The sequence below is a fragment of the Bacteroides pyogenes DSM 20611 = JCM 6294 genome, from assembly GCF_000428105.1.
GTDB lineage: Bacteria > Bacteroidota > Bacteroidia > Bacteroidales > Bacteroidaceae > Bacteroides > Bacteroides pyogenes.
This window is the reverse complement of the sequence record NZ_ATZH01000010.1, coordinates 70,695-94,951: the sequence shown is the minus strand read 5'-3', so window position 1 is coordinate 94,951 and position 24,257 is coordinate 70,695. Positions and strand designations below refer to the sequence as shown.

Below are 24,257 nucleotides of genomic sequence, written 5' to 3'. Positions count from 1 at the left end.
TGTTTTATAAAATATCCTGTTTGTTTTCAAGGGATAAAAAATGTTTTTGCCTAAGAAAAATTTCGCGTTTGATTAAAAAGATTGAGGTTGTATGCTGCACTCTGAACTGCATCCTCAAAGTTTTGTGCTCGGTGGTGTGCAGAGAAAATCACATTTCTTCCAACGCATAATACTGGTAGTCGCGGAGAATCGTACGGAGAAAGTTTTCCGCACTTCCTTCGCGGGGAGTAACGGAGAGGCTGTTCCTTACTTTCTCCGACAGCAGGGCGATGTGTCGTTCGCGGTCTTTTTGCTTCGATTCCAATGTACGGCCGATGAGATTGATCTGTTCCAAAGAGAGATCGGACGATTGGGGATAGACCGGATGATAATTTCGTGCCAGATGCTCGAATTCATCGAGACTGACTTGTATCTTGCGGTAATTCTTTTCCTTGATTACCATTGTTCCGGCAGCCAGGTCGCCTAGCCGCTGATTGTTTTTCGTAAGCAGTATCACTAAAACCCCCAAACCTCCGGTCAGCGGGCCGTCGATCGGCATCAGAAGCCAGCGAAGCAGGTACGCGCTCAGTCCCGGTGTTGAACCGTCTGCCTTCACTACCCGTATTTTCATGACGCGTTTGCCCAAGCTCTGCCCGCGGTTGAATATTTCGCAAAGCAGATGGTAACACAGTGCCGGCAGGTAGATGGCCGCCATGAATATAAACAGGTTCGTGCCCGAAGGAAGAAGCATGCGGAACAGCAAAGCTGTTGTAGAATATACATAAATCACAATAACGAGAAGGTCGATAAATCGGGCGATCAACCGCTCGCCGATACTGGCGGGCGTCTGACTGATGCGCACAAATTGTCCGGTAATGATCGTAGATTCTGCCATTGCTCTATCAAATCTTTTGAAGATTAGGTTGCAAATATATCATAAATCTCTTACTTTTGCTTCCACTTTCGGACAAAACTTCTCCGGGACATTTTACAAACACGTATGAAAGAGGTCACATTTATTCGTCGGAACATCGATAAGTGGAAAGAAAGCGAGAAGAGGCTGGAGGAAGCCAAGTCGCTGTCTCCCGATCGGCTTGCCGACGTATATATGGAGCTCACCGCCGATCTGGCATTTGCCCAAACCCATTTCCCCACTTCGCGCATCACCGTTTATTTGAACAATCTGGCTTCGGCCATGCACAATGAAATATACAGGAGCAAACGCGAGAAGTGGAGCCGGCTCGTCACTTTCTGGACACGGGAAGTGCCCGATATAATGTACGAAGCCCGTAAGGAATTGTTGGTTTCTTTTCTGGTTTTCCTTGCCGCTGTGTTTATCGGCGCGGTTTCGGCATTGAACGATCCCGATTTCGTACGTTTGATTCTGGGCAATCACTACGTGGACATGACGCTCGATAACATTGCCGCAGGAAAGCCGATGGCGGTGTACGGCGGAATGAGCGAAACTCCCATGTTTCTGCAAATCACCCTGAACAATGTGATGGTTTCGTTTTCCTGTTTCGCCATGGGAGTGCTGACGAGTTTCGGCACAGGATATATACTGGTGTCTAACGGAATCATGCTGGGAGCCTTCCAAACCTTTTTCTACCGGCACGACCTGCTTTGGGAATCGGCATTGGCCATCTGGCTGCACGGTACTTTGGAGATTTCCGCCATCATTGTTGCCGGAGCGGCAGGGCTGGCTTTAGGAAACGGATGGTTGTTCCCCGGCAGCTATTCGCGCGGCGAATCTTTTCGCAGGGGCGCAAAGCGCGGAGCGAAGATTGTTGTCGGCACTGTTCCCGTATTTATCGCGGCGGGATTCATCGAAGGCTTTATTACGCGTCACACCCATTTGCCCGATGCGTTGAGGCTCAGTCTGATTTTCGTCTCTTTGGCTTTTGTCATATTCTACTATATTTATTTACCTAACAGGAGAAAACATGGAATCACAAAAAACTAAAATCGCATTGTACGCGAAGCGCTCTTTCGGCGCGAAAATGAATGCTTCTTTCGACTTTATAAAAGAGAACTGGAAACTGTTGTTGAAGTTTACCGTCTACCTCCTTTTACCCGTCTGCCTGGTACAAGCCATCGGTTTGAACGGAATGATGGCGGGAGTCTTCTCCATGGAGAAGATGGCGGCGGAAGGCGCGAATGTGGCGGCGTTGTCGTATCTGATCATCTACTATGCGGTGTACCTGGTGTTCTATTTGATAGGCGCCATTCTCATTGCGTCTTTGGTTTATGCGTTGATGCGTACTTACCGCGAGCGTGAAGAAGGCTTGCAGGGAGTGACGCTCGGGTTCCTGAAGCCTCTGCTGCTGCGCAATGTGAAACGAATGATCGGACTGATACTCCTGTCGGTTGTACTCGTAATCGTTCTTCTGCTGTTTGTGAGCGCTCTTGCGACATTGTCTCTGTACACTTTGATATTCACCTTGCCGTTTATCTTTGCGGTAGTTGTTCCGCTGATGCTGTGGGCACCCGTGTATCTGTTCGAAGAAATCGGACTCATCGCTTCTTTAAAGAAAGCGTTGCGTTTGGGTTTCATGACTTGGGGAGGCGCATTCCTTATCATGTTTGTCATGGGATTGATAGGAAGCATCCTGCAAGGCGTCACCATGCTTCCTTGGTATGTCGCTTCCATTATCAAAGCCGTCTTTGCCATGAGTGATGCCGGTGCCGGCACTGTATCTCCCGCATACAACTTCATGCTTTATCTGCTCGGAGTAGTTCAAGGTTTCGGAACCTATCTCGCGATGATTTTCTCTTTGGTGGGAATCGCTTATCAATACGGGCATGCTTCGGAAACGGCAGACAGCGTAACGGTAGAGAGCGACATCGAAAACTTCGACACCCTTTAACAACACAGCCGGCAGATGCAGATTACTTCCTCCGTCGATACGTTGGTGTGCGATACCGCGCAGATTGCCGTTTGGCAGTCCGACGAGCGGTTTGCCTATCACCGCGAGCTGGTCACTCCCGATATCAATGTCTTTGAGTGGCTTTCCGAGAAATTCTTCGGCTTGCTCCGCAGAGTGTTCGGGAGCCGTTTTGTCGAAGAGTATTCGGCGGTTGTTTTAATCGTGATTGCCATCATCATTCTTGGGTTGCTGGGGTGGCTTGTTTACAGGAAATACCCGGGACTCTTCGTCCGTACCGGCAAAAAAACTCCGGCTTATGCGATAGAGGAAGATACCATCTACGGAGTAGACTTTGAGAAAGCCATCGATGAGGCGCTTTCCCGCCCCGATTACCGCGAGGCCGTGCGGCTGCTTTATTTGCAGACACTGAAGCTGCTCAGCGATGAGGGGCGCATCGACTGGCAACTGTATAAGACGCCTACGCAATATGTGCATGAAGAACGGACGCCTGCCTTTGCCCGGCTCACAAACCATTTCCTGCGGGTGAGGTACGGCAACTTCGATGCGTCGGAACAACTGTTCGACGCGATGCGGACATTGCAGGCGGAGATGAAGGAAGGAGGCGAGAGATGAATGGAAACCGCTGGTTCGTAGGCTTCGTGCTTGTTTTCATTGTTTTGGTATTTGCCTTCCAATACCGGTTGCCGAAGAAGTTTGTCTGGAATCCCACTTTCAGCCGTTACGACGAACAGCCTTTCGGTTGCGCGCTGTTCGACAGCCTGCTTCGCAAATCTCTTCCCTGCGGATACGACGTGTCGAGAAAGACATTTCCGCAATTGGCGCGCGAAGATTCAACGCAACGCCGGGGCGTATTGCTTGTTGCCAACAACCTTTCATTCACGGATACAGACGTCAGAGCACTGCTCGAAATGGCGGAGCAAGGCGATAAGATAATGCTTGCAAGCACTTCGTTCGGCCGTGCCCTCGAAGACACTTTGCGGTTCGCATGCGGCTATTCCCGTTTTATTCCCGCCGTTTTGAAGAAGATGGCCACTTCCTCTGCTTTCGCGAAAGATACCGTTTGCTGGTTGGGAGACTCGGCACGCTATTCCCCACAGGTTTATCTCTTCTATCCTCCTTTCTGCCAGTCGTTCTTCTTGCGTTACGATTCCGCGTCGGTGCAGGAGCCGCTTGCAGTAAAACAAGAGGGGAAACCGATTCGAGGAGGAGCATACGATAAACACGCAACAGGTGTTCCGGTTGCGGCGGACAGCGTGACGGCAGACAGCATAACGGCGGAGAACGTTACAGCGGACCGCGTGACAGCAGACAGCATTATTGCGGAGAGCGTGACGGCGAACCACTCTGTTCGTCACGAAGGGAAGCTTCATTCGTCAGACATTACCGCGGACAGCGTGATGGCGAACCGCATTACGGCGAAGAAAGCGGCAGCGGACCGGGTGACAGCAGACGGCATAACGGCAAACAGCACGGCGGCGACCGATACTGCGGCACGGGCTGCGATTCCCGAAAAAGAAGAAGTTCCGATGCCCGTAGCCTTTGCGCAACCTTGGGGCAAAGGAGAGATTATTCTTGTTTCCACTCCGCTTGTTTTTACCAACTACGGAGTGCTCGACGGGGAGAATGTGAATTACATCTTCCGCCTCCTTTCGCAGATGGGAGATGTCCCGGTGATTCGGTTGGAAAGCTATCTGAAAGAGACTGCCCAAGAGCAGCAGTCGCCTTTCCGCTATTTCCTTTCGCGACAACCGCTCCGATGGGCGTTGTACCTCACTGTGGCGGGAATAGTGCTCTTTATGCTGTTCACCGCCAGAAGGCGGCAGCGTGCCATTCCCGTTATCGAAGAACCGGCGAACCGCTCGTTGGAGTTTACGCAACTCATAGGAACCCTTTATTATCAGCGCAAAAGCCATGCCGATCTGGTGCAAAAGAAGTTCGTCTACTTTGCCGAAGTGTTGCGGCGCGAGATTCAGGCGGATGTCGAAGATGTGGCGGAGGACGAGCGTACGTTCGGCAGAATCGCCTTGAAGACAGGAATGGACGCTGCGGAAATAGCCGCCTTCATACGCGAACTTCGTCCGGTAATCTACGGCGGTCGCGACATTACGGTGGAAGACATGAAGAAGTATATAGATAAAATGAATGAAATAATCGAACACATATAAAGAAGAACTTATGGAAGAACATGCAGAACAACGGGTGGACTTGACACTCTTTTCGGGAAAGATCGGCGAGTTGAAGAAGCAGATCGCCGCTGTCGTTGTGGGACAGGAGCGAACGGTGGACTTGCTGATAACCTGTATACTCGCCGACGGGCACGTGCTGATAGAAGGAGTGCCGGGGGTGGCGAAAACCTTGCTGGCGAAACTCATCGCCCGGCTGATAGACGCACGGTTCAGCCGCGTGCAGTTTACGCCCGACCTGATGCCCAGCGATGTGTTGGGCACGACGGTGTTCAACATGAAGACCAATGATTTCGACTTCCATCCCGGTCCGGTATTCGCCGATGTGGTGCTGGTGGACGAAATCAACCGTGCTCCCGCCAAAACGCAGTCGGCATTGTTCGAAGTGATGGAAGAGCGGCAGGTGAGTATCGACGGGACGACCCGGCGGATGGGCGAGCTTTATACCATCATGGCTACACAGAATCCGGTGGAGCAGGAGGGAACCTACAAACTTCCCGAAGCCCAGCTCGACCGTTTCCTGATGAAAATAACCGTCGACTATCCTTCTTTGGAAGAAGAGGTGAGCATCCTCGAACGCCACCATGCTAATGCTGCTTTGGTGAAACTGAAAGATGTTTCGCCCGTCATCACGCGCGACGAGATACTCGCCCTGCGCGCAATGATGAACCATGTGTTTGTAGACCGCACCTTGTTGCAATACATCGCTCTCATCGTGCAGCAGACACGCACCAGCAAAGCGGTGTTCCTCGGCGCTTCGCCCCGCGCGTCGGTGGCGATGATGCAGTGTGCCAAGGCCTACGCCCTCTTGCAAGGACGAGACTTTGTGACGCCCGAAGACATTAAGTTCGTAGCTCCGTACGTACTTCAGCACCGTCTCATACTTACGGCGGAGGCGGAGATGGAGGGTTATTCGCCGGTGAAAGTCACCCGGCGTTTGATCGATAAGGTGGAAGTGCCGAAATAATTTCGGCCAACTATTACGTTCCGAAGCTGAGCCCTATGGCGACAAAGAACCTCGTATAGTCTTTGTATGTGGAGTTTCTTGAATTATAATGCCTGACTCCGATGCCGATGCTTGGTTTTACTTTCGACTTTCCTAAATGGGCATATACTGAGCCGTCGTAATAGTTATACTTCCAGTCCTGCTTCTTGCGCATATTGTCGCCAAACCCAATGCGGGCATCGATGTTGCACAAATCGTTTTTCAGGAATGTGTAGCCTGCATTGATGCCATAGGCGGCATTGGTATAATGATTTTTTGTCCCGTCGATCTTGAAAAGAGCAATCGTGCTTTCGCCTCGAACGTTCACAAAAAATCTGTCCGTTATATTATACCCGATGTCGCAACTGATTTCATACGGTCTGAACTCTTTGTATAAGACAGAACCCTGAGTGTGGATTTCAACCCTGATGTCTTCTTTCTGAGAAAATCCAACCGTGGCTATGGATAGAAAGCATAATGATAGCAGTAGCCTTCGTTTTTCTCTGCCGGACATCTTGAGTGGTTTCTTTGCGTTCTTTGCTTCACAGGCATTTGAGCCGCAGAAGCTTTGTCTGGTCGTTTCTTGCATCGGTCGTTTGTTTGATGTTATAAATGTTTTTCTTGTATTATGGACAGGCTCGTGTCGAAAGCGAAATTTTTCGCGCTGACATTGAAGAAGCGGTACAGGTGTAAGCAATAGTCTTTTCATAGTTGTAAAACCATAAATAGATTTGCTCTTCAATCTTTCCGCAATCCGCTGCGAGCGTGGCCGATTGATCCTGACGTTGCAATAATAACATGCTTTAAAGGAAGATTGTTCCGGCTCCGGTAAGAAATCTGCCTTTTTCGATAAATAATCTTGTCCGATTCCGGCGTTTTTGTTTTAAACTTCTTTATATTTGCACACACGTTGTGCGCTTGCAAACGTAGGATGTTTCTATAAAAAGTTTTGCCCCTTGTACCTTACCCGTCGTTTCTATATAGCCCTCACGTTCGTTATCCTCCTGCTGGGTAGCGGCTATGCGTTCGCTCCGTTGTTCGTTGCCGGGCAGTGGGCGTTGCTCCTGCTCATCCTGCTTGTGGCGGCGGACGCCTTCCTGCTTTACCGTGTGCGGGGCATACGGGCTTTCCGCAGCTGCGCCGACCGTTTCTCGAACGGCGATGAGAATGAAGTCCGCATCCGCCTGGAAAGCAGTTACCGCCATCCGGTGCGGTTGGAGGTAATCGACGAAATCCCTTTCATCTTTCAGCAGCGCGACCGGCAGATGCGCGTTGCGCTCCGCCGCGAGGGAGAAAAAACGCTTGTCTATTCCCTTCGCCCTACGCGACGGGGTGTCTATTCGTTCGGGCGAATCAGGGTGTTCGCCGCCACGCGGATAGGTTTTCTTTCTCGCCGCTACACCTGTGCAGAGCCTCAGGACATCAAAGTATATCCTTCTTACCGCATGCTTCATCACTACGAACTTCTGGCTATAAGCAACAATCTTACGGAGCTTGGCATCAAGCGCATACGCCGGGTGGGGCATCACACGGAGTTCGAACAGATAAAAGACTATGTGAAGGGAGATGACTACCGCACTATCAACTGGAAAGCCAGCGCGCGCCGCCACCAACTGATGGTGAACGTCTATCAGGACGAACGTTCGCAGCAGATATACAATGTGATAGATAAAGGCAGGGTGATGCAACAGGCTTTCCGGGGCATGACGTTGCTCGATTATGCCATCAATGCTTCGCTGGTGCTTTCGTTCGTGGCGATGAAGAAGGAAGACAAAGCTGGGTTGGCAACCTTCGGCAAGAGCTTCGATTCTTTTGTCCCCGCTTCCAAACAGACGGGGCACATGCAAAGCCTGTTGGAGAGCTTGTACAGCCAGCAGACGGATTTCGGCGAAACCGACTTCTCGTCTCTTTGCGTACACCTGAACAAATACGTGGGCAAGCGCAGCCTGCTGGTGCTTTATACCAATTTCTCGACCATGAGCAGTATGAACCGCCAACTGACTTACCTGCAACAGCTCAATCATCGCCACCGTCTGCTGGTGGTTTTCTTCGAAGATGCCGAACTGAAGGCTTACATCTCCCGTCCTCCGCAGGGCACGGAAGAGTACTACCGCCACGTCATTGCCGAGAAGTTCGTCTTCGAAAAGCGGCTCATCGTGTCCACCCTGAAGCAACAAGGCATTCCGGTGCTGCTCACCACGCCGGAGAATCTTTCGGCGGATGTGATCAACAAGTATCTCGAAATGAAGTCGAGGCAACTGATTTAGGAGTTTAGCGGGGATGAGGCGTACGGTTTGCCGGACCGGAAACCGTTGTCCGGGAGCATTGATTCGCGGGCTGAAACCCTTTGCCTGTGTTTGCGTTGGGTTTTCGTTCGGTGAAACGTTTGTTTTCTTTTCGGCGAATCGTCCGCTTCTTTTCAGCGAATTCTCTGCTTCCCTTCAACGAATTCTCTGTTTCTCTTCGTTGGGCCTTCCGCTTCTCTTCGGTGAAGTTTCTTTGTCCCTTTAACAAATCCTTCGTTTCTTTTCAACGAACCCTCTGCTTCCCTTCGTCGAATCATTTGTTTCCCTTCGGTGAAACTTTTGTTTCCCACCGGGGAAACTTTTGTTTCAATAGCGGGAAACTTTTGTTTCCCCAGTGGGAAACTATTCTTTCCTATTTGACTTACCGCTTTGGCTGTGGTTTAACGTTTCGGATTCACTTTTTCCTTTTTCACTTGTAAGTGGTTTTGATGCCGCTTCCTGCTATTTGCGTTTGGGGCCGACGCCCTTTGAATATCGGTTGAATGTCTTTTACTCTTTGGTTGTCGATTCAGAAAGAAAAGTCGGTCCGACTCATGCAAAACGGTATGGCATGCGGCGGGTGAAACGACGGCGTGGCTTCTTCGGAGGGGTGCCGGGCGGGAATGGGGCTTTTTATGAAATGATGTTCGGAACACTGTGCCGTTCGCAGGCAGAAACAGCGTTGCTTGATGACAAGGCCTCCGTTGACATCAAACAAAGCCTCTGTCACTTCCGAACAGAGCCTCTGTTGCCATCAAATAGAGCCTCCGTTGCTATCGAACAGAACCTCCGTTGCTATCGAACAGAACCTCTGTTGCTATCAAACAGAGCCTCTGTCCCCGTCATTCGGATATAGCCGCCAATAGCACCGAATGTCAGCCTGGCGTGCATGGAACGATATTCCGCAATATCCGGAACCCGGCATCGCCGACGGACTAATGCCCCGATAAGGGGAGACTTCCGGTCGCCTTCAGTGTTTCTACGAAGAAAAAGATTCCCATGCCGATGAGGATACAGCCCAATACGGCGTAGAAGAGCCGCGCCCTGCCTCGTCCCACGTTGCGAACGATGCTTTGCGCGTTTCGCGTGGTGAAGAACCATTCCCAGTTGAACACGGCCGCCATCAGCGAAGTGATTCCCGCCAATACGAATATTCCCTGTACGATGTATTGCCCGATCATAGCTTTATCACTCTGCTGCCGTCTTCCTGTTCCTCTATCGTCACCTTCACGGCGTCGCCGGGCAGCAGTTCCTCCACCAGTTCGGGCCATTCGATGAAGCAGAGCGCGCCGCTGTAGAAGTAATCCTCGTATCCCATGTCGTACACCTCGCTGAGCTTCTTGATGCGGTAGAAGTCGAAATGATAAATCAGCTCCCCCGTTTCGTCCGAGCGATACTCGTTCACAATGGCGAAAGTCGGCGAACTGATAACATCCGATACGCCCAACTCCTCGCACAGCGCCTTGATGAAGGTCGTTTTGCCGGCTCCCATCTTTCCGTATAGGGCAAAGACAGTGCTTTCGCCCATTGCGGCAATAAATTGGCGGGCAGCCTCGCGGATGTTCTCTAATGATTGAATTTTGATTTCCATATCTCTGTGTGTATATATTTATGATAACTTTCTTGTCAGGCAGCTTTTCCCCGTCTTGCAACCGGCATAAATCAAGATGGAGAAGAAGATGATGGAAGCTCCCGAAGGAACTTTCCAGTGGTAAGAGATGAACAGGCCGCCCAGGCAACCAAGGAAGCCGATGGCGATGGACAGCCAGATAATCTTTTTAAAACTGTAAGTGAACAGGTTGGCGGTCATCTGCGGAATGGTGAGCAGCGAGATTGCCAGCACGATGCCTACCATCCGCAGGCACGATACGATGGTGAGGGCGATGAGCATCATCAGCAGGTATTCGAACCGCTCCACGGGAATCTTTTGCGAGCGGGCGAACTCGCGGTCGAAGGCGATGCAGACGATGGGACGGATAAAAAGGCTGAAAAACACCGCCAACACGACGGACAGTATGCCGAGCATCCATAAATCCGCCCGGTTGATGGTGAGAATGTTCCCGAACAGATAGGAGGACAAGTCGGGCGCGAATCCCGGCGAGAGGAAGCTGAAGATGATTCCCACCGCCATGCCGAACGTCCAGAAGACAGCTATTGCCGAATCCTCGCGCATGTCTTTCCGTTTGCTGAGCCATTCCACGCCGAAAGCCGACAAAACGGAAAACACCGCCGCCGAAAGTATGGGTGAAACTCCGGTGAATAAGCCCAAACCCACTCCGCCGAAAGAAGCGTGCGTGATTCCTCCGCTGATGAACACCAGCCGGCGCGTTACGATGTAAGTGCCGATAATGCCGCAGGCAATGCTTGCCAGAAAGCTTCCGAGCAAGGCATGCTGAAAAAATGTATAATGTAGGAGGTCCACTGTCTTTTGTTTTATTTTCGATTTATCAGGTTTGCCGGGCCATGCGGAGCTTTCCTTTTACTCCTTCCAGATTCCTCTGGTTCTTCTTTCTCCGATGATCAGGTACACTTCGTCCTTCAATACGTCGGGAAACTCGATGCCCCGCAGTTGCAGACTTCGTATCCATCCTGCCACTTCCACTTCCTGCATGGTGTAAAGCACATCGCGGAATAGTTCGGCCTCTTCTTCCGTATATTCGTCGCTGAAGCGCCCGACGAATTCATCCAGCTCTTCATCGTCGTAGTACTCTATCTTCTTGCTCACGGCAGCCAGCAGGCTGTCCTTCTCGCAAGTTTCGTGCTGTCCGCAGCATTCCGTATTTACTTCTTTTACCTCCGGCATGCTGTCCAGTTCGCCTTTCTCTATTTTCTTTTGCAGTCTTTCATTGCGTATGATTCCTGCCGTCATGGCCACAATCCCGAGCAACATCAGACCGATGATGAGTATCCACATAATTCTACTAAATCAATTCCCCGCAAAGTTACTTATTAATTTTTAATTAGAAAGAAAAAGATGTGTGCAGAGTGGACGAATCGTTTTGAAGGAATATGGAGGTGGACTTATAGGTCAAAATAAAATCAAGTTTTCGGAAGAAGGAAATGAATACAACAAAGCGTTTGTTTTGTCAGTCTGAGTTCAAGTCTGAAGCGTAAGAGGTTCAGTGTGGTATAATTCTTAAAACATGGAAAGCGTTGTTCAGGGCTGCTTTTCAGGTATTTGCCGAAATCTCTGATATCAAGAGTCGAAACATATGTTTGTAAAAACGGAGAATGTACTTTTGTTTTTCTATACACTCTCCGTTTTGAGAAATCCAAATGAATACTTCTTTTTGTTCTCTTTTTTATTGATTTGCTTTTAAGCTGTTTTCGGCATGTTTCTTTGCTTCAATGTTGTTGAATCGACTCCATCTTGTTTCTGAAAGATTCGTCGCTTCGCTCTTTTGCCTAATGTTTCGGTTTGATATCCAGCTTTACGGGGCAAATCATATTCTCGGGCGATAGTATGGTATTCAGGTCTTTTTCGTCCAGAATATCATGCTCCAATACCAATTCATATACGCCTTTACCGGTTTCCATCGCTTCTTTGGCTATCTTAGTGGAATTTTTGTATCCGATAATCGGGTTAAGCGCGGTAACGATTCCGATACTGTTTTTGATGTAATTGCTGCATACTTGTTCGTTGGCCTCGATTCCTTCGATGCATAGTGTACGCAGTGTGTCGAATCCGTTGGCCATGAGATCGAGCGATTCGAAACAACATTGCGCCATCACCGGTTCCATTGCGTTCAGCTCCATTTGAGCCGCATCGCCTGCTATCGTTACGGTGAGGTCGTTCCCGATTACTTTGTAGCAAATCTGATTCATAACTTCCGGAATTACAGGATTCACTTTACCCGGCATGATGGAAGAACCCGGTTGCATGGCGGGCAGGTTGATTTCGTTCAATCCTGCTCGCGGTCCGCTGCTCAACAACCGCAGGTCGTTGCATATCTTGTTCATCTTAACAGCAATCCGCTTCAACTCGGAACTGTATCCTATCATTGATGACGTGTCGCTGGTGGCACCTACAAGGTCGCGTGCCAGCTTCACTTTCCATCCTGTTACTTGGCACAGCGCTTCGATTACGTAAGGCGCGTATTGAGGTTCCGCGCAAATGCCCGTACCGATGGCTGTGGCTCCCATATTCACTTCGAGTAACTCTTCCGAAGCATGGTCGAGATTGTCCAGTTCAATCTCCAATATGGAAGCGAATCCGTCAAAAGTTTGTCCCAATGTCATGGGGACGGCGTCTTGCAGTTGGGTGCGTCCCATTTTCAGTACATGGGCGAATTCTTTTCCTTTGGCTTTTAGCGCGTCGATCAGTTCGATGAAGTGTGCGCGGAATTTCAAATGAGAGGCGTAAAGTCCCAGATGAATGGCTGTCGGATAAGCATCGTTTGTAGATTGCTCTCCGTTCACGTGATCGTTGGGAGACAGGTATTGGAATTCGCCGGGATGGTGCCCCATGATCTGCAATGCCCGATTGCAAATCACTTCATTGGCATTCATGTTGGTTGTTGTTCCTGCCCCTCCTTGAATCATGTCGATGGGGAAATGTTCATGATGTTTTCCTTCCAACAATTCGTGGCAAGCTTCTACAATGCCCCTTTTTTGCTCATCGTTGATGATGCCCAAACGGTGGTTGGCGATAGCTGCGGCTTCTTTTGTCCAAGCCAACCCTTGAATGAATAAAGGATAATCGCTTAGTTTGAAGTTACTGATGCGGAAGTTTTCGATTCCACGTAATGTTTGAACACCATACAGTTTGTCGGAAGGTATCCGGCGTTCGCCGATCAAATCGCTTTCGATACGAAAGTCATCATTTTTGTTTTTCATGTCTGTAATTCTTTGAAGGTTATTTCCATGCCACAAAGCTACTCTTTCGAGTTGGATATTCCAAGTAAGTAGCTGCTTTTTGTATCATTTTGTCATTAAAAGAAAAAGGCGCCCAAGAGTGGAAGCCTCTCAAACGCCTTATTTCTTATTGGTAGCGGGACCCGGGATTGAACCGGGGACCTCATGATTATGAATCATGCGCTCTAACCGGCTGAGCTATCCCGCCATCATTTCTTGATTGCGGGTGCAAAGATAGATGTTTTTCGATAACCTCCAAAATTATACGATTGTTTTTTTTGAAGTTTTTTCTTTAATGTCTTTCTTTTTCGTTATCAAATGCCGACTCCATGTCTGAAAAACGGAAAATAAGCAATAAAGTATATGCTTTATGCTGTGTATTCAGAAAAAAGTCTTTATATTGGCACGCACAAAACAAATAAAATCTGCTATGAAAAAAGAAAAGATTCATTTGGAGTACCTTTTGAACGCGACATCCAAAAACATCTTATGGGGAGCTATCAGTACGCCCACCGGCTTGGAAAACTGGTTTGCCGATAAAGTGGTTTCCGATGATAAGAATGTCGAATTCCATTGGGGTAAAACTGAACATCGGTTGGCTGAGATAGTAGCGATCCGCTCTTTTTCATTCATTCGTTTTCGTTGGCAAGACGATGCGGATGGACGGGATTATTTTGAAATGAAAATGAATTATAACGAGCTTACAGGCGACTATGTGTTGGAGATTATCGATTTCGCCTATCCCGATGAGACAGATGATATGAGAGAACTTTGGGAGTCGCAGGTGGCTAAATTGAGAAGAACGTGCGGTTTTTAGCTAACTTTCAACCAAATATTTTTCGGCGCTTCTTTTTTTCTGCTACTTTTGCATCTTTAAAGTATGAGAACTATATAAGATGCTACGCATAAAGAAATTAGATATATTTATCGTGAAGAGTTTTTTCATGCTCTTTGTCGGCACTTTCTTCATTTGCCTTTTTATCTTCATGTTGCAGTTCCTGTGGAAGTATGTTGATGAATTGGTTGGGAAGGGGTTGGAAATGAGTGTGATGGCTAAATTCTTCTTTTACTCTGCCCTGACACTTGTTCCGATTTCTCTGCCTTTGGCCATACTTCTGGCCTCTTTAATCACCTTCGGAAATTTTGGCGAACGCTATGAATTGCTTGCAATGAAAGCTGCGGGTATTTCTTTGATTAAGATTATGCGTCCGTTGGTCTTTTTTGTTTGTGGTCTGGTAGCCACTTCTTTTTATTTTCAGAATGTAGTAGGCCCTATTGCTCAAGCCAATTTGGGAACGCTTATTATTTCGATGAAACAGAAGTCACCCGAATTGGATATCCCGGAAGGAGTCTTTTATACGACGATTACCGATTATAATTTAAAAGTGGAAAAAAAAGACCGGAGGACGGGAATGCTATACGATGTGCTCATCTATAATATGAAAGATGGATTTGAGAATGCGCATATTATTTATGCGGATTCCGGACGCATGGAGATGACGGCGGACAAACAACATCTTTGGCTGCATCTGTATAGCGGCGATTTGTTCGAAAACCTCAAGAGTCAGAATATGAAGTCGGACAATGTGCCTTATCGGCGCGAGTCGTTTCGCGAAAAACATATGATTATAGAATTCGATTCCGACTTTAACATGGCCGATGCCAGTATTATGAGTAACCAGTCATCGGCTAAAAACATGAAATCTTTGCAGGTTTCTATTGACTCTATGAAGATAATAGGCGATAGTGTCGGAAGGCAGTATTATCTCGAAATGTCGGAGGGAGTTTTCAGGTCTCCTTACGGATTGAGTAAAGAGGATACGATAAAGATAAAGGAAGCGAATATCCGGAATTATAATATCGACAGTCTTTATAATATAGCTCCTTTGATGCAGAAACAGAAAATTATTTCCGGCGCGGCCGGTCGTGTGGAAAACTTAGCCAGCGACTTGACTTTTAAGAGTTATACCATGGAAGGAAATGATTATAGTATGAGAAAGCATGAGATAGAATGGCATAAGAAAATCACAATTTCGCTTTCTTGTCTGGTCTTTTTCTTCATCGGTGCTCCGCTGGGAGGAATCATTCGTAAGGGGGGATTGGGTATGCCGGTCATTGTGTCGGTACTTCTGTTTATTGTTTATTACATTATCGATAATACAGGTTATAAGATGGCGCGCGACGGTAAATGGATCGTGTGGATGGGAGTGTGGACAAGTACTGCGGTGTTGGCCCCTCTCGGCACTTTTCTCACTTATAAATCGAACAAAGACTCCGTTGTGCTGAATGCCGATGCGTATATGAATTGGTTCAGAAGAATAGTGGGCATCCGCAGTGTCCGGCATTTGTTCAAAAAAGAGGTGATCATCGATGATCCGGATTATAACCGCATTCCTGCTGATTTGGAAGCTCTGACAGCCGATTGCAGGATGTATGCCTCGAAGAATCGTTTGACTAAAGCTCCCAATTATTTCCGGTTGTGGATGTCGGCTGAGAAAGACGATGAGATGATAGCTATCAACGGAAAGCTCGAGGCGCTGGTGGAAGAAATGTCGAATACGAAATCTGCCGCTCTGCTCAATGCGTTAAACAATTATCCGATCATTCCCGTTTCTGCTCATGTACGCCCGTTTCATATCTATTGGCTGAATCTGGCGGCGGGTATTATATTCCCTGTCGGCTTGTTCTTTTATTTCCGTATCTGGGCGTTCCGCGTCCGGTTGGCCAAAGATATGGAGCGTATCATAAAGAACAATGAACAAGTTCAACTCATTATACAGAAAATTAATAAATAAGATATTATGGAAGAAATTAGAATGGATAGAATCGAAGACGCGATTGCCGATTTTAAAGAAGGTAATTTCGTTATAGTGGTAGATGATGAAGACCGCGAGAATGAAGGCGATTTGATTATTGCCGCAGAGAAGATTACTCCGGAGAAAGTGAACTTTATGTTGAAGCATGCCCGCGGAGTGTTGTGTGCCCCCATTACTGTTTCAAGATGTAAGGAACTCGATTTGCCTCATCAGGTAAGCGATAACACTTCCGTATTGGGAACTCCTTTTACGGTGACTGTGGATAAGCTCGAAGGATGTACTACCGGCGTTTCCGCCGCCGACCGGGCAGCTACCATTCAGGCATTGGCCGATCCGTCTGCTACGCCTTCCACCTTCGGACGTCCCGGGCACATCAATCCTTTGTATGCGCAGGAGAAAGGCGTGTTGCGCCGTGCCGGACATACAGAGGCAACCATCGACTTGGCACGTCTGGCAGGTTTGTATCCTGCAGGAGCTTTGATGGAAATAATGAATGAAGACGGCACGATGGCCCGCTTGCCGGAGCTGCGCAAGATGGCAGACGAGCACGGCTTGAAGTTGATTTCTATTCATGATTTGATAGCTTATCGGTTGAAGCAAGAATCAATTGTAGAAAAGGGAGTGGAGGTGAGTATGCCTACCGAGCATGGAATGTTCCGTCTCATTCCTTTCAAGCAGAAACTAAACGGGCTGGAACATGTGGCCCTCTTTAAGGGAACATGGAAAGAAGACGAACCGATCTTGGTACGCGTTCATTCTTCGTGTGCCACAGGAGATATCTTCGGTTCCAAACGTTGCGACTGCGGTGAACAGTTGCACAAAGCGATGGAAATGATCGATAAAGAAGGTAAGGGGGTGATCATTTACCTTAATCAGGAAGGACGCGGAATCGGCCTGATGGAAAAGATGAGAGCTTATAAACTTCAGGAAGAAGGTATGGACACTGTCGATGCCAACATCTGTCTGGGGCATCTGGCCGACGAGCGCGATTACGGAGTAGGAGCGCAGATTTTGCGTGAACTGGGCGTGCACAAGATGAAGCTTCTGACAAACAATCCGGTGAAGCGTGTAGGCTTGGAGGCTTATGGACTGGAAATTGTAGAAAATGTGCCGGTGGAGATCGTTCCCAATACATATAATGAACGTTATTTGAGAACAAAGAAGGAAAGAATGGGGCATACTCTTCATTTCAATAAGTAAACTTTCTTTTTGCTTTCATATTTCGAATATTATTGTTTATTTTGCGGCATATTTTACACAATAACAATAAAATAGATACGAAATGACCCAGCTATCAGACCGTTTGAACAGTTTGTCGCCTTCGGCGACGCTTGCCATGTCGCAAAAGAGTAGTGAACTTAAGGCGCAAGGCGTCGATGTAATTAACCTGAGTGTGGGAGAGCCCGATTTTAATACTCCCGACCACATCAAGGAAGCTGCGAAAAAAGCTATCGACGATAACTTCTCCCGCTATTCTCCGGTGCCGGGATATCCGGCTTTGCGTAATGCGATTGTGGAGAAGCTGAAGAAAGAAAACGGTCTTGAATATACGGTCGCCCAGATTTCTTGCGCGAACGGCGCGAAGCAATCCGTGTGCAATGCTATTCTGGTATTGGTGAATCCGGGCGATGAAGTGATTGTTCCGGCTCCTTACTGGGTGAGCTATCCCGAAATGGTGAAGCTTGCGGAAGGAACGCCGGTCATCGTGTCGGCAGGTATCGAGCAGGATTTCAAAATCACTCCCCGGCAGTTGGAGGCGGCCATCACTCCCAAGACGAAAGCCTTGATTCTTTGTTCTCCCTCAAACCCTACGGGGTCTGTGTACAGCAAAGAAGAGCTGGAGGGACTGGCTGCCGTGCTGGCGAAACATCCGCAGGTGATCGTAATTGCCGATGAGATCTACGAGCATATCAACTATGTGGGCGCTCACCGGAGTATCGCCCAGCTTCCCGGAATGAAAGAACGTACGGTTATCGTAAACGGTGTTTCGAAAGCGTACGCCATGACCGGATGGAGAATCGGATTCATTGCCGCCCCCGAATGGATCGTGAAGGCCTGCAACAAATTGCAGGGGCAGTACACTTCAGGCCCTTGCTCCGTTTCCCAAAAAGCAGCCGAAGCCGCTTATACAGGAACTCAGGAACCGGTGAGAGAGATGCAGAAAGCTTTCGAACGGCGCCGCGATCTGATTGTCGGGCTGGCGAAAGAAGTTCCGGGCTTCGAAGTCAATGTGCCGCAGGGGGCGTTCTATCTGTTCCCGAAATGCGACAGTTTCTTTGGCAAAAGTGCGGGCGACCGTGTTATCAAGGACTCGGACGACTTGGCCCTGTATCTGCTCGAAACCGCTCACGTGGCTTGCGTAGGCGGTGCTTCTTTCGGTGCTCCGGATTGTATCCGCATGAGTTATGCCACGAGCGACGAGAATATCGTAGAAGCCATCCGACGTATCAAAGAAGCGTTGGCTAAATTGAAGTAAGATATTTCAGAAAAAATGTGCGGCAGCGTCTTTCGTTTATCCGGGAAAGCCCGTCTGCCGCTTTTTTTATAACTGCCGGACCTTGCTTTGCCGGATAAAAACGCATCCCTCTCAATGGGAGAATTCTTTCAACCCGGCATGCGATTCATTCCGTTGGGCTGTGGGAACCACTTCGGTGTTTGTAGGGATCCTTTCCGGTGGGAAGGTTTTTTGCGTGCATGAGACTTGAACAGCTTCTCTTCTTTATTCCACGTCTATGCGTGTATCCTCCGGAATGCTCCTAACATGGCGAGGAACTTACCGGACGCAAAAAAAGGCCGCTTCCTTTGTGGAAAGCAGCCTTTCATTTTTTCTTTTCAGATTGTATTATTCAGCCGGGTGAATAGCTTCAGACGGACAAACATCTGCACAAGTACCGCAGTCTGTGCATACATCAGGATTGATAGAGTAGATATCACCTTCAGAGATAGCTTCTACCGGACACTCGTCGATGCAAGTTCCGCAAGCAATACAATCGTCACTAATTACGTAAGCCATGTTGTCAAAATTTAAATTATTAGTACTAATTTGTGCAGCAAAATTAAGTGTTTTATCCATTCGTTGTTTTCTTTCTTGCTTAAAATGACTTAATTTGTACGAATTCTAAATAATCTTCTTCTCTTTATTCTCTCTTATTTTTCGTATTTTTGCAGGCAGATAATCAAATGCAAAGCAACTATGCCTCTTAATTTGCCCGACAGGCTTCCTGCGATAGAGCTGTTGAAGGAAGAAAACATATTTGTCATCGATACTTCACGTGCCACGCAACAGGACATTCGTCCGCTGCGGATCGCGATTCTGAACCTGATGCCGTTGAAGATAACGACAGAAACCGATCTGATCCGTTTGCTTTCGAACACTCCGCTCCAAGTGGAAATTTCTTTTATGAAGATTAAGAGCCATACGCCTAAGAATACGCCGATAGAGCATATGAAGGCTTTTTATACCGATTTCGAGCAGATGCGCGCCCAGAAGTACGACGGGATGATTGTCACCGGAGCGCCTGTGGAGCATTTGCCCTTTGAAGAAGTGACTTATTGGAATGAAATTACGGAGATATTCGAATGGGCGCGCACGCATGTCACCTCCACTCTGTATATATGCTGGGCAGCTCAGGCGGGGCTTTACCATCATTACGGCATTCCTAAGTATCCGTTGGAGAAGAAAATGTTCGGCATTTTCGAACACCGGGTGCTCAATCCGCTCCATCCCATTTTCCGGGGGTTCGACAGTTGTTTTTTTGTTCCCCACAGCCGCCATACGGAAGTGCGCCGGGAGGATATCCTGAAGAATCCCGCACTGACATTGCTTTCCGACTCGCCGGAAGCAGGTGTATACATGGTGATGGCGCGCGGTGGGCGCGAGTTTTTCGTCACCGGGCATTCGGAATATTCACCGTCGACGCTCGACACGGAGTATCGCCGCGACTTGGACAAGCGGCTGCCGATAGAGAAGCCTCGCAATTATTATCTGAACGACGACCCCGCTCAGGGACCGCTGGTGCGGTGGAGGGCGCATGCCAACCTGTTCTTCTCCAACTGGCTGAACTACTTTGTATATCAGGAAACACCGTACAACATCAATGAAATCGGGTAAGCGTAAAATAGAGCTTCTGGCTCCGGCGAAGAATCTGGAGTGCGGCATCGAGGCCATCAACCACGGGGCGGACGCGGTGTATATCGGTGCGCCCAAATTCGGCGCCCGTTCGGCGGCGGTGAATTCGCTGGAAGACATCGAGGCGCTGGTGAGGTATGCCCATCTGTATAACGTCCGCATCTATGTGACGCTGAACACCATTCTCAAGGAAGAGGAGATGCCGGAAACGGAAGAGATGATTCGCGCGCTGTACCGCATCGGGGTGGACGCGCTCATCATTCAGGACATGGGAATTACGAAGCTGAACCTTCCTCCTGTGCCGCTTCATGCCAGCACACAGATGGACAACCGCACGCCGGAGAAGGTAAAGTTCCTTTCCGATGCGGGGTTCCGGCAGGTGGTGCTGGCGCGCGAACTCTCGTTGAGGGAGATAAGGCGGATACATGAATATTGCCCGCAAACGGCGTTGGAAGTATTCGTGCATGGTGCGCTGTGCGTGAGCTACAGCGGACAATGCTATGTCAGCCAGGCTTGTTTCGGCCGGAGCGCTAACCGGGGCGAATGTGCCCAGTTCTGCCGCCTGCCTTTCACGCTGGTGGATGCCGACGGGAAAGTGATGGTGAAAGACAAGCACCTGCTTTCCCTGAAAGACCTCAACCGGATAGACCATCTGGAGGAACTTCTCGATGCGGGAGTCTCATCGCTGAAGATAGAAGGACGGCTGAAGGACGTGTCGTACGTGAAGAATGTCACGGCTGCCTATCGCCGGAAGCTGGATGAGATTCTTGCCCGTCGTCCGGAATATGTGAGAGCCTCTTCGGGAAGCTGCCGGCCGGAGTTCCGTCCGCAACTCGAGAAGAGTTTCAGCCGCGGTTTCACTGATTATTTCCTGCACGGAAGGGAGGGCGATGTGTGTTCTTTCGATACTCCGAAGTCGCTCGGCGAAGAGATGGGCACGATGAAGGAGGTGCGCGGCAACTTTCTGGTTGTGGCGGGGGTGAAGCCTTTCAGCAACGGAGACGGTGTTTGCTATATCGACGAGCAGGGGCGGATGCAGGGGTTCCGCGTGAACCGGGTGGACGGGAATAAGATTTATCCGCAGGAGATGCCGCGCATCAAACCCCGCACGAAGCTGTACAGGAACTACGACCGGGAGTTCGAACGGATGCTGTCGCGCAAGACGGCGGAGCGTAAAATCGCCGTGAACATCTGGCTTGCCGAGCACGGCACGGGCTTTTCGCTGACGTTGGCGGACGAAGACAACATCCGCGTCACTTTGTCGCTCACGCGTGAAAAAGAGCTTGCGCGCACTCCGCAACGCGATAACCTGAAAGCGCAACTTGCGAAGTTGGGAAACACGCCTTTCGAAGCGGCGGAAATAGAAGTCTCGTTCTCGGACAACTGGTTCTTGCCTGCTTCGGTGCTGGCGGAATTCCGGCGTCAGGCTGTCGAGAGACTGGTTGCAACCCGCCGCATCAATTACCGCAGGGAAGTGGCTGTGTGGAAACAGACCGCCCACGCCTTTCCGCAGACAGCGCTCACGTATCTGGGAAATGTGATGAACCCGCTTGCCGCTTCGTTCTATAAAGAGCACGGAGTGCAGAGCGTAGGGGCGGCCTACGAGAAAGAAGCGGTGAAAGATGCCGTGCTTATGTTCTGCAAGCATTGCCTGCGTTACAGCATGGGCTGGTGCCCCGTTCATCAGCGGCAACGTTCGCCCTATAAGGAACCTTACTCGCTGGTGTCGAACGACGGACGGCGTTTCCGTCTGGAGTTCGATTGCAAGAACTGCCAGATGAAGGTGAAGGAGCAGAATGCGCAGTAATGAATGTGTATGAGGCAAAAGAAAGAATCGCCCGATAAATCGTGCTTGGCGGGCAAGAGTAAAGAAAGAACAACCGGATATCCGAATGGAATCGACGAATGAAGATAAGAAAGTTTTTACATATCGGAACAGGGGCGGGAGCGTATCGGCATAGCCTCTTTGCATCGGGTGCGGGGGGCTTTCGCACGGTCCTTTGTTGCGTCGTAGCGGGCCTGCTGTGCTGCCTGTTTTTTTTGTCGGGCTGCCGGTATCGGGTTCCCGATTTGGATTCGGGCGAACTTACGGAAAAAACGAGAGATTCGCTGCGGTATCTGTACGAACGGCATTACACCTGGAACACCAATCTGGAGGTGATCGGCGATTCCGTCGACTTGGAATGCCTGCCCATCAAGAACACATTCGTCCGCCTGTACAAAGGAGACCGCGTGGTGGTGGCGGAGTTTGCCGTGCATCCCGCCGACAGCGTGGACAGTATATGGGTGAAGCTGGCGCATACGCAGGAGGCGCAAGGGTGGATACGCGAGAAAGAACTCATCGGCTCGTTCGTTCCTACCGACAGCATTTCGCAGGCCATCTACCTGTTCAGCGATACGCACGCCTCTTATTTCATCGTTATTTTCGCCTTGTTTGTCGGTGTTTACCTGCTTCGCGCTTTTCGCAAAAAGCAGTTGCGCATGGTCTATTTCAACGATATCGACAGCGTATATCCGCTGTTCCTCTGTCTGCTGCTGGCGTTCAGCGCTACGGTGTACGAAACGATGCAGGTGTTTGTGCCCGACACTTGGGAACATTTTTACTTCAACCCCACCCTGTCGCCTTTCGAAGTGCCTTTCATCCTTTCGCTGTTCCTGCTCAGCATCTGGCTGTTCCTCATTGTCGCTCTGGCGGTGCTCGAAGCCTTGTTCCGCCAGCTCACCCCTGCGGCTGCCATTTTCTACATGCTGGGACTGATGTCTTGCTGCATCTTCTGCTACTTTTTCTTTATCCTGACGACGCACATCTATATCGGCTACCTTTTCCTGCTGCTTTTCATCTGGATTTTTGCGAAGAAAGTGAAGCAGAACATCAGTTACCGTTACTGTTGCGGCCATTGCGGCGCAAAACTGAAAGAGAAAGGCGTATGCCCCCATTGCGGCGCCATGAACGAATGATGAGAGCTTTGGAGAAAACGGATATGATACTTTGTTTCATCCCGGGTGAAGACCCTACGTATCGCGTGATTCGATTTGGCAAGTTGCGTTGTGGCTCGTAACTCTCACAAGTGACCCTATCGTTAATGCCCTTTCCTTGAATAGTTCCTGAGCTAATTTTTCGCTTCGGTTTTCGTCTGTTTTTTATTTCCCTGCATCGCAATAACTTGCTCGTTTTGTAGTAAAAGTAATTCGTCTGCCGATCGTGTCCCATTCGTCTTTCGCTTGAGACTCATTCGTCTGCCGAACGGGAGACGAATGAAACGCGGGTGAGTGATTAATAATTTTATTAAGACTAACGGTTTGATTTTCGCTATCGGGGAAAATAAACTTCTTATTTTTGCAGCAAACAAACTTTTTGATAACAATCTAAATCCATAAAAATATGAGTGCCATATACGATTTGTTCGCAACCCCGAAACGCAGTAAAAGAGAGGCCACGCGCCTGCATGCCCGCATCGTGTCGAAAGGAACGGTGGGGCGGGAGGAATTTCTCGACCGTGTCCATCGGTTTACCGGAATCAGCCGCAGCCTGCTGGCAGGCGCACTCGAAGCCTTTTGCAGCGAGGCGCGCGATCTGCTCGCCGAAGGGTGGACGGTGGAGGTGGGCAGTTTGGGTTACTTCTCCGCTTCGCTGAGCTGTCCTGCGGTGAGCGATAAAAGTGAGATCCGTGCCGCCTCTGTCGAGCCGAGGGGTGTCAATTACCGGGCAAGCAGCCAGATCAAGCGGGAGATAAAGGAAAAGATGAGGCTGCAACGCAGAGAGGCTCCCCGTGCGCCGGAAGCTCCCCCTTTGCCCGAGAAAGAATGCAAAGCCCTTCTCGAAAACTATTTGCTGAAACACGCCTTCATCACCCGCCCGCAATATGCCGGACTGACAGGACGGAAGCGCCTCCTGGCATTGGAAGAACTGAACGCCTGGGTAGAGCGCGGAGTGTTGAAACGGGAGGGAGCCGGACGGCTTACGGTGTATGTGAGGGGAGGATAAAAAGTCGCTATTATTTACTGAGGCGGAAAACTGTATTTGGTTATATATCTCATGTTTGTAAGGGCGTAAACGATTCTCTTTTGTTTTTTATTGTGCAATGTTTTTTTGCAAAAAAGACATTGCAGATGCGCAATCCCTAATTTGATTCGAAAA

At 49.3% G+C, this 24,257-nt stretch carries 22 protein-coding genes and 1 tRNA gene; 14 read left to right on the top strand and 9 right to left on the bottom strand.

Translation table 11 applies throughout. The features are described 5' to 3' along the window. Positions 1 to 148: 148 nt before the first annotated feature. Entirely contained in the window at positions 149 to 874 is a 726-nt protein-coding gene (locus C234_RS0102850) for an RDD family protein (protein ID WP_027324531.1), read from the bottom strand. A 105-nt stretch (positions 875 to 979) separates the two neighbouring features. Here C234_RS0102850 and C234_RS0102845 point away from each other — a divergent pair, with 105 nt between their 5' ends. The 5 genes from C234_RS0102845 to C234_RS0102825 are packed head-to-tail and all read left to right on the top strand — an operon-like array spanning position 980 to position 6,017. After that, entirely contained in the window at positions 980 to 1,942 is a 963-nt protein-coding gene (locus C234_RS0102845) for a stage II sporulation protein M (RefSeq protein ID WP_027324530.1), read from the top strand. Then, positions 1,923 to 2,846, top strand: coding sequence for a hypothetical protein (locus C234_RS0102840; protein ID WP_027324529.1), 924 nt, complete (start codon positions 1,923 to 1,925; stop codon positions 2,844 to 2,846). The genes C234_RS0102845 and C234_RS0102840 overlap by 20 nt, the downstream gene beginning before the upstream one ends. A gap of 15 nt (positions 2,847 to 2,861) precedes the next feature. Then, entirely contained in the window at positions 2,862 to 3,479 is a 618-nt protein-coding gene (locus tag C234_RS0102835) for a DUF4129 domain-containing protein (RefSeq protein ID WP_027324528.1), read from the top strand. After that, a complete protein-coding gene (locus C234_RS17950) occupies positions 3,476 to 5,032 on the top strand; it encodes a DUF4350 domain-containing protein (protein WP_027324527.1) in 1,557 nt (518 codons plus the stop codon). Before C234_RS0102835 ends, C234_RS17950 begins: the two co-directional genes overlap by 4 nt. A gap of 10 nt (positions 5,033 to 5,042) precedes the next feature. Then, positions 5,043 to 6,017 carry an AAA family ATPase gene (locus tag C234_RS0102825; RefSeq protein ID WP_027324526.1) on the top strand — a complete coding sequence of 325 codons (975 nt, stop codon included), beginning with the start codon at positions 5,043 to 5,045 and terminating at the stop codon, positions 6,015 to 6,017. 13 nt (positions 6,018 to 6,030) lie between these two features. On the opposite strand, the gene C234_RS0102820 is transcribed toward C234_RS0102825, so the two are convergent. After that, a complete protein-coding gene (locus C234_RS0102820) occupies positions 6,031 to 6,549 on the bottom strand; it encodes a hypothetical protein (RefSeq protein ID WP_027324525.1) in 519 nt (172 codons plus the stop codon). A 442-nt stretch (positions 6,550 to 6,991) separates the two neighbouring features. On the opposite strand from C234_RS0102820, the gene C234_RS0102810 reads away from it, so the two are divergent. Then, a complete protein-coding gene (locus tag C234_RS0102810) occupies positions 6,992 to 8,302 on the top strand; it encodes a DUF58 domain-containing protein (protein ID WP_027324524.1) in 1,311 nt (436 codons plus the stop codon). A 953-nt stretch (positions 8,303 to 9,255) separates the two neighbouring features. Here the strand turns inward: C234_RS0102810 and C234_RS0102800 are convergent. The 6 genes from C234_RS0102800 to C234_RS0102775 form a co-directional block, all read right to left on the bottom strand. Beyond that, positions 9,256 to 9,501 (bottom strand): immunity 17 family protein, encoded by a 246-nt coding sequence (locus C234_RS0102800; protein ID WP_021647154.1) that lies wholly within the window; start codon positions 9,499 to 9,501, stop codon positions 9,256 to 9,258. Then, a complete protein-coding gene (gene tsaE / locus C234_RS0102795) occupies positions 9,498 to 9,911 on the bottom strand; it encodes a tRNA (adenosine(37)-N6)-threonylcarbamoyltransferase complex ATPase subunit type 1 TsaE (RefSeq protein ID WP_027324522.1) in 414 nt (137 codons plus the stop codon). Before tsaE ends, C234_RS0102800 begins: the two co-directional genes overlap by 4 nt. Positions 9,912 to 9,929: 18 nt before the next feature. Then, positions 9,930 to 10,742: a metal ABC transporter permease gene (locus C234_RS0102790; RefSeq protein ID WP_027324521.1), complete on the bottom strand. Its 813-nt coding sequence runs from the start codon at positions 10,740 to 10,742 to the stop codon at positions 9,930 to 9,932. Between the two features lie 57 nt (positions 10,743 to 10,799). After that, on the bottom strand, positions 10,800 to 11,234 hold the full coding sequence (locus C234_RS0102785) for a hypothetical protein (protein WP_027324520.1): 435 nt from the start codon (positions 11,232 to 11,234) through the stop codon (positions 10,800 to 10,802). Between the two features lie 491 nt (positions 11,235 to 11,725). Continuing rightward, entirely contained in the window at positions 11,726 to 13,156 is a 1,431-nt protein-coding gene (locus C234_RS0102780; RefSeq protein ID WP_027324519.1) for an aspartate ammonia-lyase, read from the bottom strand. Positions 13,157 to 13,305: 149 nt separating this feature from the next. Further along, positions 13,306 to 13,382 (bottom strand) — tRNA-Met (locus C234_RS0102775). A gap of 222 nt (positions 13,383 to 13,604) precedes the next feature. Here C234_RS0102775 and C234_RS0102770 point away from each other — a divergent pair. The 4 genes from C234_RS0102770 to C234_RS0102755 all read left to right on the top strand — a co-directional run bounded on the left by C234_RS0102770 (position 13,605) and on the right by C234_RS0102755 (position 18,466). Then, positions 13,605 to 13,991, top strand: a complete 387-nt coding sequence (locus C234_RS0102770) for an START-like domain-containing protein (RefSeq protein WP_027324518.1) — start codon at positions 13,605 to 13,607, stop codon at positions 13,989 to 13,991. 79 nt (positions 13,992 to 14,070) lie between these two features. Then, entirely contained in the window at positions 14,071 to 15,969 is a 1,899-nt protein-coding gene (locus C234_RS0102765; RefSeq protein ID WP_027324517.1) for an LptF/LptG family permease, read from the top strand. Between the two features lie 6 nt (positions 15,970 to 15,975). Beyond that, complete coding sequence (locus C234_RS0102760) at positions 15,976 to 17,190, top strand: bifunctional 3,4-dihydroxy-2-butanone-4-phosphate synthase/GTP cyclohydrolase II (RefSeq protein WP_027324516.1); 1,215 nt, start codon at positions 15,976 to 15,978, stop codon at positions 17,188 to 17,190. Positions 17,191 to 17,272: 82 nt separating this feature from the next. Further along, a complete protein-coding gene (locus C234_RS0102755; protein WP_027324515.1) occupies positions 17,273 to 18,466 on the top strand; it encodes a pyridoxal phosphate-dependent aminotransferase in 1,194 nt (397 codons plus the stop codon). 366 nt (positions 18,467 to 18,832) lie between these two features. Here C234_RS0102755 and C234_RS16985 read toward each other — a convergent pair whose 3' ends face one another. After that, on the bottom strand, positions 18,833 to 19,003 hold the full coding sequence (locus C234_RS16985; RefSeq protein ID WP_002559159.1) for a DUF362 domain-containing protein: 171 nt from the start codon (positions 19,001 to 19,003) through the stop codon (positions 18,833 to 18,835). A 180-nt stretch (positions 19,004 to 19,183) separates the two neighbouring features. Between C234_RS16985 and metA the strand changes: the two genes are divergently transcribed. The 4 genes from metA (at position 19,184) to C234_RS0102725 (ending at position 24,104) form a co-directional block, all read left to right on the top strand. Then, on the top strand, positions 19,184 to 20,101 hold the full coding sequence (metA, locus tag C234_RS0102745) for a homoserine O-acetyltransferase MetA (protein WP_021644146.1): 918 nt from the start codon (positions 19,184 to 19,186) through the stop codon (positions 20,099 to 20,101). Further along, positions 20,088 to 21,926 carry a peptidase U32 family protein gene (locus C234_RS0102740; RefSeq protein WP_027324514.1) on the top strand — a complete coding sequence of 613 codons (1,839 nt, stop codon included), beginning with the start codon at positions 20,088 to 20,090 and terminating at the stop codon, positions 21,924 to 21,926. The genes metA and C234_RS0102740 overlap by 14 nt, the downstream gene beginning before the upstream one ends. 98 nt (positions 21,927 to 22,024) lie before the next feature. After that, positions 22,025 to 23,077 (top strand): zinc ribbon domain-containing protein, encoded by a 1,053-nt coding sequence (locus C234_RS0102735; protein WP_235343286.1) that lies wholly within the window; start codon positions 22,025 to 22,027, stop codon positions 23,075 to 23,077. Positions 23,078 to 23,501: 424 nt separating this feature from the next. Further along, complete coding sequence (locus C234_RS0102725) at positions 23,502 to 24,104, top strand: HU family DNA-binding protein (protein ID WP_027324511.1); 603 nt, start codon at positions 23,502 to 23,504, stop codon at positions 24,102 to 24,104. Positions 24,105 to 24,257: the final 153 nt, after the last annotated feature.

Bases quoted from the DNA above. Each gene is read 5' to 3' on its own strand.
- C234_RS0102765 (WP_027324517.1), top strand. From the start codon at position 14,071: ATGCTACGCATAAAGAAATTAGATATATTTATCGTGAAGAGTTTTTTC.
- tsaE (WP_027324522.1), bottom strand. From the start codon at position 9,911: ATGGAAATCAAAATTCAATCATTAGAGAACATCCGCGAGGCTGCCCGC.
- C234_RS0102800 (WP_021647154.1), bottom strand. From the start codon at position 9,501: ATGATCGGGCAATACATCGTACAGGGAATATTCGTATTGGCGGGAATC.
- C234_RS0102825 (WP_027324526.1), top strand. From the start codon at position 5,043: ATGGAAGAACATGCAGAACAACGGGTGGACTTGACACTCTTTTCGGGA.
- C234_RS0102740 (WP_027324514.1), top strand. From the start codon at position 20,088: ATGAAATCGGGTAAGCGTAAAATAGAGCTTCTGGCTCCGGCGAAGAAT.
- C234_RS17950 (WP_027324527.1), top strand. From the start codon at position 3,476: ATGAATGGAAACCGCTGGTTCGTAGGCTTCGTGCTTGTTTTCATTGTT.
- C234_RS0102835 (WP_027324528.1), top strand. From the start codon at position 2,862: ATGCAGATTACTTCCTCCGTCGATACGTTGGTGTGCGATACCGCGCAG.
- C234_RS0102725 (WP_027324511.1), top strand. From the start codon at position 23,502: ATGAGTGCCATATACGATTTGTTCGCAACCCCGAAACGCAGTAAAAGA.
- C234_RS0102780 (WP_027324519.1), bottom strand. From the start codon at position 13,156: ATGAAAAACAAAAATGATGACTTTCGTATCGAAAGCGATTTGATCGGC.
- C234_RS0102735 (WP_235343286.1), top strand. From the start codon at position 22,025: ATGAAGATAAGAAAGTTTTTACATATCGGAACAGGGGCGGGAGCGTAT.
- metA (WP_021644146.1), top strand. From the start codon at position 19,184: ATGCCTCTTAATTTGCCCGACAGGCTTCCTGCGATAGAGCTGTTGAAG.
- C234_RS0102820 (WP_027324525.1), bottom strand. From the start codon at position 6,549: ATGTCCGGCAGAGAAAAACGAAGGCTACTGCTATCATTATGCTTTCTA.
- C234_RS0102770 (WP_027324518.1), top strand. From the start codon at position 13,605: ATGAAAAAAGAAAAGATTCATTTGGAGTACCTTTTGAACGCGACATCC.
- C234_RS0102850 (WP_027324531.1), bottom strand. From the start codon at position 874: ATGGCAGAATCTACGATCATTACCGGACAATTTGTGCGCATCAGTCAG.
- C234_RS0102840 (WP_027324529.1), top strand. From the start codon at position 1,923: ATGGAATCACAAAAAACTAAAATCGCATTGTACGCGAAGCGCTCTTTC.
- C234_RS0102785 (WP_027324520.1), bottom strand. From the start codon at position 11,234: ATGTGGATACTCATCATCGGTCTGATGTTGCTCGGGATTGTGGCCATG.
- C234_RS16985 (WP_002559159.1), bottom strand. From the start codon at position 19,003: ATGGCTTACGTAATTAGTGACGATTGTATTGCTTGCGGAACTTGCATC.
- C234_RS0102755 (WP_027324515.1), top strand. From the start codon at position 17,273: ATGACCCAGCTATCAGACCGTTTGAACAGTTTGTCGCCTTCGGCGACG.
- C234_RS0102760 (WP_027324516.1), top strand. From the start codon at position 15,976: ATGGAAGAAATTAGAATGGATAGAATCGAAGACGCGATTGCCGATTTT.
- C234_RS0102845 (WP_027324530.1), top strand. From the start codon at position 980: ATGAAAGAGGTCACATTTATTCGTCGGAACATCGATAAGTGGAAAGAA.